Raw genomic sequence first — 12,243 nt, 5'->3', positions numbered from 1 at the left:
AAGGGAGAAGGACAGAGCAGGACACCAGGGGAAACGACGCATGTTCCATTTCGCAGCTATCCGCCGCCATGCCTTCGCCTGCCTGTTGGCGCTTTCCTGCGCCGCCATGCCGGCAGCGGCGCAATCCTCCCCGCCCCCCGCACCGGACGAGGCCGCCTACCGGCGTTCGCTGCAGTTGCGCGAGCAGTGGATGTACCTGACCACGGGACTGGCCGGCCCCGTCACCTGGACCGACGGCGAGCGCTACCGCTACCGGCGCACCGCGCCGGGCGGCTTCGAGTTCGTGATGCGCCGGGTGGGACAGGCGCAGGCCGAGGCCGCGTTCGACCAGGCGCGGCTGGCCACGGCACTGTCGCCGCTGCTCGGCCGCGACGTGGAGGGGCGGCGCCTGCCATTTTCCGACTACGAGATCGACAAGGACGGCAGGGCGCTGCGTGCCTGGGTGGACGACGGCTGGGTACGCTGCGAGCTGGCTGGCGAGTACCGCTGCGCGCGCTGGAGCGCGTCGGGCCCGTCGCCGCGGCCACGCGGCTGGGGCGTGGTGCGCGATCTCTCGGTGGCGGCCGACGCCACGCCGCAGCGTTCACCGGACGGGCGCATGGAAGCCTTCGTGCGCGACGGCAGCGTGCTGCTGCGCACGCTGGCCGACGGCAGCAGCAGGGTGCTGGCGCGCGATGGCGCCGACAACGATTTCTACGACCCCGAAAGCATCGTCTGGTCGCCCGATTCCAGCCGCTTCGTGGTGCTGCGGGTAAAGCCGGGCGATGCGCGCCGGGTAACGCGGGTGGAGACCTCGCCGCGCGACCAGCTGCAACCACGCGTGCGCACCCAGCTCTATCCCAAGCCGGGCGATGCGGTGGACATCGACCGCCCGGTGATCTTCGAGGTCGCCACTGGCCGCCGTATCGACGTGCCGACCACACTGTTCGCCAACCCCTACGAGATCAGCCCGCCGCAGTTCCGTGCCGATGGCCGCACGCTGGCGTTCCGCTACACCGAACGCGGCTTCCAGCGGGTGCGCCTGATCGAGGTGGACGCGCACACCGGCGCGGCACGCAGCGTGGTGGAGGAGCACAGCGACACCTTCGTCAACAGCTGGTGGCACCGCGCCGATTTCCACGACGTGGACAAGCGCGGCGAGCAGATCGTCTGGCAGTCCGAGCGCGATGGCTGGAACCACCTGTACATGGTCGATGGCCGCAGTGGCCGCCTGCGCCAGCTCACCCGTGGCCCGTGGGTGGTACGGCAGATCGTCCAGGTGGATGAAAAGAACCGGCAGGTCTGGTTCTCCGCCAATGGCCGCGAGCCGGGCGACCCCTACATACAGCATTTCTACCGGGTGAACTTCGACGGCAGCGACCTGCGCCACATGACGCCGGGCGATGGCTGGCACGAACTGAGCCTGTCGCCGGACATGAACCATTACGTCGACACGTACTCGCGCCTGGACCAACCGAACATCACCGAGCTGCGCGACGCGCGCGATGGCCGCCTGCTGCAGACGCTGGAACGCGGCGACGCCAGTGCGTTGTTCGCCGCCGGCTACCGCGCGCCGGAAACCTTCACCGCCCCGGGCCGCGACGGCAAAACCCCCATCGTCGGCCTGATCGTGCGGCCTTCCGATTACGACGCAGCGCGCAGGTACCCGGTGATCGAAAGCATCTACGCCGGCCCGCACGATGCGCACGTGCAGAAGAAGTTCTGGCCGTTCGACAACCAGTCCAGCAACGAGCGCCTGATCGGCGCGCAGGCGCTGGCCGACCTTGGCTTCATCGTCGTGCAGATCGACGGCATGGGCACGATGAACCGCTCCAAGGCCTTCCACGACGTGGCCTGGAAGAACCTCGGCGACGCCGGCTTCCCCGACCGCATCGCCTGGCACAAGGCGTTGGCCGCGCGCGATGCCTCGTATGACATCAGCGGCGGCGTGGGCATTTATGGCGCATCGGCGGGCGGGCAGAACGCGCTCAACGCGCTGCAGTTCCACCCGGAGTTCTACACCGTGGCGGTGGCCTACAACGGCTGCTACGACAACCGCATGGACAAGCTGAGCTGGAACGAGCAGTGGATGGGCTGGCCGGTGGATGAGAGCTATGCGCACGCCTCCGGGGTGGACAACGCGGACAAGCTGCGCGGCCACCTGCTGCTGATCGTCGGCGAGCAGGACGAGAACGTCGACCCTACCTCCACGTATCAGGTAGCCGATGCGCTGATCCGCGCCGGCAAGGACTTCGACCTGCTCGCCGTACCCGGCACCGGCCACGGCGTCGGCCGCTCGCAGGAGCCGATCGACTACATCCAGCGCCGCAAGTTCGATTTCTTCGTGCGCCACCTGATGAAGCAGCAGACGCCGGACTGGAACGCGCGCGGCGCAGGCAAGCCATGACCGGCTACAGCCGCCAGCCGCGCACCGTCGATTGCATGCCGGCGGTGAGCCGCTGCGCGTGCTGCTGACCGGGCTGCCGCCCTCGCCGGCGGGCATGGTGCCAAAAGCGCGCGTGGCTGCGCGCGCAGCATGACGACATCCGCCGCTTCCTGATGCTGGAGCCGCGCGGGCATGCCGGCATGTACGGCGCCTGCCTGTTTCCGCCGGGCACGCCGGGCACGGATTCCGGCGTGATCTTCCTGCACGACGAAGGCTACGAGGTGATCGCCGCCGGCCAGCGCGAGGCCTGCCAGTCGCATGGCACCTACCGCATGCTGTCCTGCGCGCAGACGGTGCGCGCAGGCAAGGTGGACGTGCATGCCGAGCCCGTGGTCGAAGCCGATGGCAGCGCGGTGGTACGGGTGGATGCGCGCTTCGCGCGCCTGCCGTCGCGGCGCCGCTTCATCGCCCGCGAGCGCAGCCTGCGCGAGGGCGCCAGCGTGCCGGCGGGGCTGTACGGGGAAGTGCCGGCAACGGCTGGAACCCTGCGTTCACGGCATCTCGCAGCAGCGTTTCCGCGCAATGGCATGACGGAGAGACAGCCCCGGTTTCCCGGGGCCGCCTCTCGCCCAGATGCACTTGCGTTGCTTACTTCAGCTTGTACTCCAGCGTGAGGAAGTACTCCCTGCCCGCCGGGTTGTACTTGCTGATGTCGGCATACGGCCACCACTTCTCCGAATCCACCATGTTCGGCTTGCGGTCGAGCAGGTTGGCCACGCTGAGGCCGGCCCACAGCGCGTCGCCGAAGCGCCAGCCCAGCGACAGGTTGGCGGTGGTCCAGGCCGGCATGCGCTTGTAGGTATCGGCCCAGCGTTCCGGCGAGCTGCCCAGGCGGTTGATGTGCAGGTTGGCGTTGAACCTGTCCAGCGCCCAGCTGATGGTGCCGTAGCTGCGGGTGCGGAACTCGTTGTTCCACTGCGCATCGCGGATGTCGGTGACCTCGTCTTCCGGCAGGTAGCGTTCCAGCGTCTTCAGGATGTGGGTGTAACCGAAGCGGAAGGCGAAGTCGCCGTAGGGCGTGCCCTCGTACCTGCTGTTCCAGGTGAAATCGAAGCCGTCCTGCTGGCGCATGCCGGTGTTGAACGGGCTGGTGATCGCCGAAGTCACGCGGTCCTTGTTGTTGCGGGTCACGCGCGACAGCATTTCCCGGCACTTGGGTGAATTGATGTCCACGGTTTCGCCGGCGGCATTGAAGCCGAGCTGGCACTCCGCGGCGTACTGCACCACGGTGTAGGCACCGATCACGCCCACCTGGTCCTCCAGGTAAATGCGGAAGCCGTCCAGCGTGAACGAATGGTGCTTGCCGAGCTGCGCCACCATGCCGATGCTGTTGGTGTAGCCGGTTTCCTCGCGCAGGTCCGGGTCGCCTTCCGAATACTGGCGGATCGAGCCGGTGCCGTATTTCTCGCCGCAACCCTGCCAGCTTTCACCCGCCTTGATGCCCTCGGTCTGCACGCAGGTCAGGAAGTCGGTGGCGCTGGTGTAGGACGAGCTGCGCTCGGCGAACATCACGTGCATGTCCGGCGCGCGGAACGAGGTGGCACGCGAGACGCGGAACATCAGCGCGTCGATCGGCTTCCATGTCAGGCCCACCTGGTAGGTGCTGGCGCCACCGACGCTGGAGGCGTCGTCGTAGAAGTCGTAGCGTGCGGCGACCTTTGCATCCACCTGGCCGATGGCCGAATCGGCGCTGGCCAGCGGAATCGCCAATTCGCCGCCGCCGGCGTAGCGGTTGCGCCTGCCTTGGCCGCGAATGCCGCTCCAGCCGTAGATTTCGCCATCCACCGTGGCCTGGTCGGTGAGGAAGCTGTAGGTGTCATGGCTGACTTCCAGCACGGCGGCAAAGTTCAGCGGGCCGGCCGGTAGTTGCAGCATCTCGCCGCTGATGTCGGCGCTCAGCGATTGCGAGGTGGAGCGTCCCTTGCCAACCGACGTGCGCGCGGCGCTGGCCAGCATTTCCGGCGTGATTGCACCGAAATAATCCAGACCCCCGGGCAACAGATTGGCATCCAGCGAGTCACGGCTCACGGTCAGCCAGCGGTCCGGGGCCCACGGCTGCGCCCAATCGGTGCCCTTCTCGCCGAACAGCAGGCCCATCATGGTCTGGTCGTCGAAGCGCACCACCGAATCGGTGTAGCGGTAGGTGCCGTAGGTGTAGCCGATGTTGTAGTCCAACCTGCCCAGCGGGCCGCTCAGGCTGGTGCTGAAGACATGGCTGGTTTCGTTGAAGTGCTGGTTGCTGGTGGGCGTTTCGAAATCGCGGAACGAGCGCCAGACCTGGCGCGAGCCGTACCACTCGGAATCAAGGTCGTTGGCATCCTCCAGCACGTCGTAGTCCACGCCGTAGCTGTAGCGGTACAGGCCGGCATCGGCCTTGGAGCGCGAGGACATCAGGTTGGCCTGGAGGCGATGCGCGCCGAAGTCGTGGGTCAGGTTGGCGAAGCCGAAGAGGCGCTCGCGCCCATTGCGCACGGTGTAGGTGTCGAAGATGTTGTCGCCGCAGTATTTCTCGCTGCCGGGGCCGGCCCAGCCCGGGCGCACCGCTTCATAGCCCAGCGCGTCACAGCGGCTGCCGAGGTCCAGCAGGCCCCAGCCACCCGGCGCGCCACGGTCCCAGAACGACATCACCTGCTCGGCGCCGCGGTAGTCGGGGTCGGGCGACTTCGACGGATCGGAGAACCATTCGCGCTGGTTGCCGCGGATCGGCTCGCGCTTGTCCCATTCCAGCCCGTAGCTGAGGTGGGTGTCGCCGTGCGAGAACCCGGAGGACACGGTGAAGTTGTCGGAGCGGCCACCGCCGTGGACGGTGTCGCCATAACGATACTTGAAGGTGGTTTCGTCGATGTCGTCCTTCAGGATCACGTTGACCACGCCGGCCACCGCATCGGAACCGTAGATGGCCGAGGCACCGCCGGTCAGCACTTCCACGCGCTCCACGGCGGAGGAGGGGATCATCGCCAGGTTGATGATGTTGCCGGAGATGTTGCCGGCCGGCTTGGGCATCAACGGCATGCGCTTGCCGTTGAGCAGCACCAGCGTGTAACCCGGGCCGAAACCACGCAGGTTCAGCGCCTGCGCATTGGCATTGAAGTTGTTGGTGTTCTCCTCACCGATGAATATGCCGGTATTCACGCTGAGGTTGGACAGCGCGTCGTACAGCGTGGCGTAGCCCTGTTTGCTCAGGTCTTCCGCCGTGAACAGCTGGATCGGATCGACGGTTTCAACGTCGGTGCGCTTGATGCGCGAGCCGGTGACTTCCACCTTGTCCAGCGAAGTGGTGGTGCCGCCGGCCGCGGTTTCCTGCGCCATCGCCAGCGATGGCAGCAGCGCCGCGGCAATGGCGGCGGCGATGATGCTGCGTGTGCGTGAACCCCTCATGCTTCCTCCCCGAAGTATGCCGGCCGCGCGCGCGGCGGAGGCCGCACCGCGGGTGATGGCGCAATGACGCCACCGACATGGTGTTGGGCATGCGCGGGCGCAGATAGCACGAAACGCCGGCGACCGATGCGGAACTCCGCACAGCGCGGGCAGCGCCCGCGCGGGGAGCTGCGGCAACGGATTTCCCGCCGCTGGCAACGGCAATGCATCGATCGTTTGCAGCGATGCGGCGGTGGGCGTCAACCACGCCGCGCGTGGCGGGTGCCCGCGCTCAGCCCGTGGTTTCCCACCAGATGAAGGCCCAGCGTCGGGTGGGGGCCAGCCCGAGCCGGTTGTCGGGCGAGGCCGCATGCCAGGTGCGTACCGACTGCTGTTCCGCCGGCGTGAGTCCGCCGAACAGCGACTCGACCTGCTGCAGCAGTTCCTCCGCATCCCTTTCGCGGTCGGGCAGCGACAGCGGCAGGTAATCGACGCGTGGTTCGCGGCCCATGTCCAGCAGCAGGTTGATCGGGTAGCGGTGGTCCGGCATCAGTATCCACGCGCGGCCCAGCAGCGCGGCCAGTTCGGTGACGCCGGCGCGCGGGCCGGTGGCGAAGGCGATGCAGGCGCGCCGGCGGGCGTGCGCGTCCAGCTTCGCCAGCGCCTGCGCCAGGTCCGGCACCATCAGCGAGCGCGAGGCGATGGCCACGTCGCAGCGCGGCACCGCGCTCCAGTCGTCGTCCCAGGCCAGCTGCCACGGCTGGATGTTGTCGATGCCGTCGCGGGCGATCGCTGCGCGCAGGCCATCGAGCATGCCGGGGCTGTAGTCCAGCGCATGCACCTGCCGCACCCGCGCGGCGATGGGCAGGCTGAGCAGGCCGGGGCCGCAGCCGACGTCGAGCACGCTGTCCACGCCGCGCAGGTCCAGCCGCGCGAGGAAGGCGTCGCTGTAGTCGTCGTGGCGGCGCTTCCAGCCCGATTGCGCCGCGCGCGCGTCCCACGCGCTGGCCGGCTTGGGCGTGTAGCCACAGGCCTGCAGGTGCTGGCGGTAACGGGCGGCGTGGTCGATCGGCGGGGGCAAGGCGGTCATCGGAGGGTTCCGGCAACGGGAAGGGCGGCGGCGATGCGCGCGGCATCCACGCTGTACAAGGCTGCCAGCCGTTCGGGCGTGGCGACGTCATGCGCGGGCCCCAGCGCCTGCAGGCTGCCGCCCGCCATCAGCGCGATGCGGTCGGCCACCTGCAGGGCGTGCTGCGGCTGGTGGGTGGACAGCAGCACGCCGATACCGCGCCCGGCCAGCGCGCGCACGGTGTCGAGGATGCGCAACTGGTTGCCGAAGTCGAGGCTGGCGGTGGGTTCGTCCATCACCAGCACCCGCGCCTGCTGGGCCAGCGCCCGCGCGACCAGCACCAGTTGCCGTTCGCCGCCGCTGAGGGTATCGACCGTGCGTGCGGACAACGCAGCGATGCCTAATTCGTGCAGGCAGGCGTCGGCGATCTCCTCGTCGGCGCGGCCGGGCATGGCCAGCAGGCCCAGGTGCGCGGCGCGGCCCATCGCCACCAGCTCGCGCACGCGCCAGGCGAACGGCAACGGCGCGGCCTGCGGCACGTAGCCGAGCAGGCGCGCGCGCTGCGCGCGGTCGTGGACGCGCAACGGCCGGCCATGCAGCCGCACCTCGCCGGCCACCGCCGGCAGCAGGCCGAGCAGGGTGCGGAACAGCGTGGTCTTGCCGCAGCCATTGGGGCCGAGCAGGCACACCACTTCGCCGGCCTGCACCGACAGCGCCAAGGGCGCGCCCAGCGCGACGCCGGCATGGCCGATGGCCAGCCCGTGCGCTTCCAGCAAAGGGACCGCGGCGTTCATGCGCGGCCCCCGCTGCGGGCCAGTACCAGCAGGAAGCACGGCACGCCGACGAAGGCGGTGAGGATGCCCAGCGGCAGTTCGATCGGCGCCAACGTGCGCGCCAGCGTGTCGGCGGCCAGCAGGAAGCTGGCGCCGAGCAGCAGGCTGGCCGGCAGCAACCGGCGGAAGTCGGCGCCGACCAGCAGGCGCGCGATGTGCGGCACCACCAGCCCGACCCAGCCGATGATGCCGGCCAGCGACACCGCCGCCGCCGTGCACAGCGTGGCCGCGGCGATCAGCGTCCAGCGCAGCGGCACGACCGCCACGCCGAGCGCGGCGGCCTCCTCGTCGCCGAGGGCCAGCAGGTTCACCCGCCAGCGCAGCAGCACCAGCGGCAGCAGCCCGGCCAGCAGCAGCGGCGCGGTGATGTGCAGGTCGTCGGCCACCACCGCGTTGAGGCCGCCGAGCAGCCAGAAGGTGATCGACGGCAGCTGCGTATACGGATCGGCCAGCAGCTTGAGCAGCGAGATGCCGGCGCCAAGCAGGGCCGACACCGCCACGCCGGCCAGCACCAGCACCAATACCGGCTCGTGCCGGCGCACCAGCGCGGCGACCAGGCACACCAGCCCCACCGCCGCCAGCCCGCCGGCGAAGGCGAAACCCTGCACCAGCAGCATCGGCAGGCCGAGGAACAGCGCCAGCGAGGCGCCCAGCCCGGCGCCGGCGGAGACGCCGAGGATGTCCGGCGACACCAGCGGGTTGCGGAACATCGCCTGGTAGGCGGCGCCGGCCACCGACAGCACCGCGCCGATCAGCACCGCCGCCAGCACCCGCGGCAGGCGGATGTGCCACAGCGCCGCATGCACCGTCGGCGGGACCGGTTCGCCGATGCCGAACAGCTGGGATCCCAACGCCTGCAACAGCATCGCCGGCCGCACCGGGAACTGGCCGACCGCGAAAGCCAGCAGCAGCATCGCCAGCAGCAGGCCCCAGCCACCGGCGTGCCAGAGCCAGCGCGGCACCGCGCCGGCTCTCACCGCCCGCGCTCCAGTGCAGCTACGGTGCGGGCCGGCAAACGCGAGCCCCACAGCAGGCGGTGCAGCGCTTCGATGCGGGCATGCAGCGCGCCCGGCGCCAGCGCCGGCACCGCGCCCGGGTGCAGCCGCGCCAGCAGCCACGCCAGCCCCGGCAGGCGGTTGATGCCCGGCGGGCCGTCGAGCCAGCCGAACGGCAGGGTCGGCGCGCAGTGCAGGCGTCCGCTGCGCACCGCCCGCAGGCTGCGCCAGCGCGGGTCCTGCGGTGCGCTGGCGGCGAAGGCCGCGTCCTGGGTCAGGATCACGTCCGGGTCCCATGCCAGCAGCTGTTCCAGCGACACCCGCGCCAGGCCGCCGTTGCCGGCGGCGGCGGCGACGTTGCGGCCGCCGCAGAATTCGATGACCTCGGTGTTGATCGAACCGGCCAGGCCGCTTTCCAGGCCATCGCCGCCACGGCCGTAATAGACCGTCGGCCGGGCATCGGCCGGGCGCGCGGCCAGCACTTCGCGGACCAGCGCCAGCTGGGCCTCGGCGGCCTGCGCCAGCGCTTCGCCGCGCGCGGCCACGCCGAGCAGCCGGCCGACGTGGCGCAGCTGGGCCGGGTGGTCGGGCAGGCGCCCGGCCACCAGTTCGATGGGAATGCCGGTCTGTCGCCAGACCCGTTCGGCGGAGGAGCGGTAGTTGGCGTCGAAATCGCCGGCGTCCAGCACCAGGTCCGGCTGCATCGCCAGCAGCCGTTCCAGGCTCACCGTGCTGCCCCGCCCCGCCAGCCGGCCGACCACCGGCAACGCGCGCAACGGCGCGGGCAGCAGCGCCAGTGCCTCGGGCGAAACCCGCATCGGCCAGCCCAGCAGGCGTTCGGGCGCCAGCGCGGCGATCAGCACCGCGGCCGGGGCACCGGCGGCGAATACCCGCTTGGGCGTGTCCGCGGGCGCGCCCAGGCGCAGCACGCGCTGCGCCGGCATCGCGCGCACCAGGCCACTGCCCGCCGCCAGCAACGGGGCCAGCGCCAGCGCCTGCAACAGCGCGCGGCGCTTCATGCCGCCGCTCCCGGCGTGGCGCGGCAGGCGTCCCACCACTGTTGCAGGGCTGCGTCGCGGGGCGGCAGTTCCAGTGCCTGCCCGCCGGTGAAATCGCGCCACGCGGCCAAGTAGCGCGTGTTCACCACGGTGAGCAGCGGGATGCCGGCCAGCATCAGCGCCAGCAGTTCGTCGGCCATGCCCTGCCCGGTCGATTCCAGCGTGCCGAAACGGTTGGCGATGGCCAGTTCGGCCGGCTCCCGCAATGCCCGCCGCAGCACCCCGCTGGCATCGGCGATGCCGCGCGGGTCCAGGTTGCAGCCGCAGGCGGCCGGCCCCAGCGCCTGGCTGATCGGGTAGCGCGAGGCGGGGTCGGCCACGTCCACCAGCACCATGCGCTTGCCGTTGGGCGCGGGCTCGTGCGGCAGCGCCACCAGCCCGCGCACGCGGTGGCCGGCGGCCAGCTGCCGCGCGGCGAAGGCGGCCAGCACCGCGTCCGGATCCGGTTCCTCGCCGGCTTCGTGGACCAGCGCGGCGATGCGCGCGGGGACGGGCTCGGCCATGCTCAGAACCTCCAGTTGGCGTTGACGAACCAGGTGCGGCCCGGCATCGGGTAGCCGTCGGCCAGTTCATACCACTTGTCGCCGACGTTGCGGACGCCCAGGTCCAGGCCCAGCCCGTCGCGCGGCATCCAGCTCGCCTTCACGCCCACCGCGCCGAAGCCGGGCAGGTCGCGCACCGGGGTGGCGGCGTTGGCGTAGCTGGCCTTGCGGCCCTGCTCGGCCTCCAGCGTGGCCTGCAGGCGCAGCTGCGGCAGCGCGGCCCAGCCCAGCGCCAGGAACAGGCGCTGGCGCGGGCTGTCCAGCAGGGCCACGTCGCGGTTTTCCAGGTTGGTGCGGCGCAGCCAGGCGTAGCTGCCCTGCAGGTCCCAGCCTTCGCCCAGTTGCTGTTGCAGGCCCAGTTCGACGCCGACATGGCGGGCACGGCCGATGTTCTGCGCGCGGTTGCAGGTGCTGCCGCCGCAGGCGTCGGAGGCGACCACCTCGTTCTGGATCAGGTCGTCGATCAGGCTGTGGAACACCACCGCCTGCACCTGCGCGCCTTCCCACCAGCGGCCGCGCAGGCCGAGTTCGAGGTGGGTGGCGTGCTCCGGCGCAAGATCCGGGTTGGGCAGCGCCGCGCCCATGCGCGCCGAATAGCGGTCCTTGATGGTCGGGAAGCGGGTGCGGCGCGCGGCGCTGGCGTACCACTGCCGGTCCGGCGCCAGCTGCTGCACGTATTCGAGCACGGCGTTGGTGGCGTCGGCGCTGCCGGTGGGCCAGTAGTAGACCCGCCTGGCCTCGCGGCGGTCGTGGCCGAGGCCGAAGCGCAGGTGCGAGGCGGCGGTCAGCGCGAAGCGGTCCTCCACCGCCACCGAGGTGGTGACGTCGCGGTAGTCCTTGGTCGGCGCGTTCGGGTTGCGGTCGCTGTGGCGGTCGTCCTTGTAGTGGAGGGCCAGTTGCAGCGCGTGGCGCTCCAGCGCGGTGCTGGCCAAGGTCACCGAGCCGCCGACGGTGCGGTCGTCGTAGACGCTGGGGAAGCTGGTGTTGTTCAGCTCGGTGGCGTAGCTGCCGTCGGTGTAGGCCTCCAGGCCGTTGCCGTAGGTGTCGCGATAGACGCGGGTGCGCAGCGTGGCGTGCGCGCCCAGCCGGGTGTTGCCGATGAAGTACAGGCTGTCCTTGTCCCACCACGGCCAGCGCCAGTAGCGGATGCCGCTGCCTGCGGTGCCGGTATAGACCGGGTTGCCCTTCTCCCCGTCCTGGCGGGCGTAGCCGATGGCGTACTCGTCGCCCTCGCGCGGGGTGTAGCCGAGCTTGAACGACAGGCGGCGGTCGTCGCGGTCGGCGTTGCGGCGCGCGTCGCCGGTGTCGGTGGGCGTGGCCTTGTGGTCGCGGAAACCGTCGGGCAGCGGGAACTCGTCGGCCTTCAGCTGCGACCAGCCGAGCTGGTAGTACCAGTCGCCCCGGCGGCCGCCGAGGTTCGCCGCGGCCTTGCGCTCGCCGCCATCGGCGATGCCCAGCCGCAGGTTGCCCTCGAACGGGCGCTCGGGGCGGCGGCTGACCAGGTTGATCGCGCCACCGAGGATGTTCGGCCCGTACAGCAGCGAGGCGCCGCCGCTGGCGACCTGGACCTGCGCCAGGTCGAAGGTGGTGAAGCGGCCGAAGTCCACGTAGCCGTCGTAGGGGACGTACAGCGGGACGCCGTCGAGGAACACCGGCACCTGCCGCGGGTCGAAGCCGCGCAGGTAGAGCATGTCCTCGTTGCGCGAATTGCGCGCCAGGCTCGCGCCGGGCAGCACGACGACCGCCTCGCCGACGGTGTCGAGGTCCAGCTGCCGGATGCGCGCGGCGTCCAGCGCGCGCTCGGCGACGGTGGTCGAGCTGCCGCGCTCGGCATGGACGTCGACGCTGCCCAGGGTGAACACCGGCGTGGTGGAAGGCGGGGCGTCGGCGGCGAGGGCCGGCAGCGGCAGGAACAGCGCGGACAGGGGCAGAACGAAACGGCGGGTACGCATCATGGCGGTCCT

The 12,243-nt window shown here is 70.6% G+C and carries 8 protein-coding genes and 1 pseudogene; 2 read left to right on the top strand and 7 right to left on the bottom strand.

Annotated elements, in window-relative coordinates; all coding sequences use genetic code 11:
- Positions 1-40 precede the first annotated feature (40 nt).
- Entirely contained in the window at positions 41-2,386 is a 2,346-nt protein-coding gene (locus tag MIC98_RS01865) for a S9 family peptidase (RefSeq protein ID WP_239735112.1), read from the top strand.
- A gap of 107 nt (positions 2,387-2,493) precedes the next feature.
- Positions 2,494-3,039, top strand: a pseudogene (locus tag MIC98_RS01860) (proline racemase family protein); the annotation flags it as partial.
- On the opposite strand, the gene MIC98_RS01855 reads toward MIC98_RS01860, so the two are convergent.
- The 7 genes from MIC98_RS01855 to MIC98_RS01825 all read right to left on the bottom strand — a co-directional run bounded on the left by MIC98_RS01855 (position 3,014) and on the right by MIC98_RS01825 (position 12,231).
- On the bottom strand, positions 3,014-5,803 hold the full coding sequence (locus MIC98_RS01855; protein WP_239735110.1) for a TonB-dependent receptor: 2,790 nt from the start codon (positions 5,801-5,803) through the stop codon (positions 3,014-3,016). The pseudogene MIC98_RS01860 and the gene MIC98_RS01855 sit on opposite strands and share 26 nt — an antisense overlap.
- Before the next feature lie 271 nt (positions 5,804-6,074).
- Positions 6,075-6,872, bottom strand: coding sequence for a class I SAM-dependent methyltransferase (locus MIC98_RS01850; RefSeq protein ID WP_239735109.1), 798 nt, complete (start codon positions 6,870-6,872; stop codon positions 6,075-6,077).
- Positions 6,869-7,645: an ABC transporter ATP-binding protein gene (locus tag MIC98_RS01845; RefSeq protein ID WP_239735108.1), complete on the bottom strand. Its 777-nt coding sequence runs from the start codon at positions 7,643-7,645 to the stop codon at positions 6,869-6,871. Before MIC98_RS01845 ends, MIC98_RS01850 begins: the two co-directional genes overlap by 4 nt.
- Positions 7,642-8,661, bottom strand: coding sequence for an iron ABC transporter permease (locus MIC98_RS01840; protein ID WP_239735107.1), 1,020 nt, complete (start codon positions 8,659-8,661; stop codon positions 7,642-7,644). The genes MIC98_RS01845 and MIC98_RS01840 overlap by 4 nt, the downstream gene beginning before the upstream one ends.
- Positions 8,658-9,698 carry an ABC transporter substrate-binding protein gene (locus MIC98_RS01835; protein ID WP_239735106.1) on the bottom strand — a complete coding sequence of 347 codons (1,041 nt, stop codon included), beginning with the start codon at positions 9,696-9,698 and terminating at the stop codon, positions 8,658-8,660. Before MIC98_RS01835 ends, MIC98_RS01840 begins: the two co-directional genes overlap by 4 nt.
- Entirely contained in the window at positions 9,695-10,240 is a 546-nt protein-coding gene (locus MIC98_RS01830; protein WP_239735105.1) for a DUF2478 domain-containing protein, read from the bottom strand. Before MIC98_RS01830 ends, MIC98_RS01835 begins: the two co-directional genes overlap by 4 nt.
- Before the next feature lie 2 nt (positions 10,241-10,242).
- The gene (locus MIC98_RS01825; RefSeq protein WP_239735104.1) at positions 10,243-12,231 is read right to left on the bottom strand and encodes a TonB-dependent receptor; all 1,989 of its coding nucleotides are present in this window, start codon (positions 12,229-12,231) and stop codon (positions 10,243-10,245) included.
- Positions 12,232-12,243: the final 12 nt, after the last annotated feature.

This window comes from Stenotrophomonas sp. NLF4-10 (genome assembly GCF_022359915.1).
Classification (GTDB): Bacteria; Pseudomonadota; Gammaproteobacteria; order Xanthomonadales; family Xanthomonadaceae; genus Stenotrophomonas; species Stenotrophomonas daejeonensis.
The sequence above is the reverse complement of the archived record's forward strand: the minus strand, read 5'-3'. Positions and strand labels throughout refer to the sequence as shown.

Coding starts and splice junctions, on each gene's coding strand:
- MIC98_RS01865 (WP_239735112.1), top strand. CDS start 41: ATGTTCCATTTCGCAGCTATCCGCCGCCATGCCTTCGCCTGCCTGTTG.
- MIC98_RS01855 (WP_239735110.1), bottom strand. CDS start 5,803: ATGAGGGGTTCACGCACACGCAGCATCATCGCCGCCGCCATTGCCGCG.
- MIC98_RS01850 (WP_239735109.1), bottom strand. CDS start 6,872: ATGACCGCCTTGCCCCCGCCGATCGACCACGCCGCCCGTTACCGCCAG.
- MIC98_RS01845 (WP_239735108.1), bottom strand. CDS start 7,645: ATGAACGCCGCGGTCCCTTTGCTGGAAGCGCACGGGCTGGCCATCGGC.
- MIC98_RS01835 (WP_239735106.1), bottom strand. CDS start 9,698: ATGAAGCGCCGCGCGCTGTTGCAGGCGCTGGCGCTGGCCCCGTTGCTG.
- MIC98_RS01830 (WP_239735105.1), bottom strand. CDS start 10,240: ATGGCCGAGCCCGTCCCCGCGCGCATCGCCGCGCTGGTCCACGAAGCC.
- MIC98_RS01825 (WP_239735104.1), bottom strand. CDS start 12,231: ATGCGTACCCGCCGTTTCGTTCTGCCCCTGTCCGCGCTGTTCCTGCCG.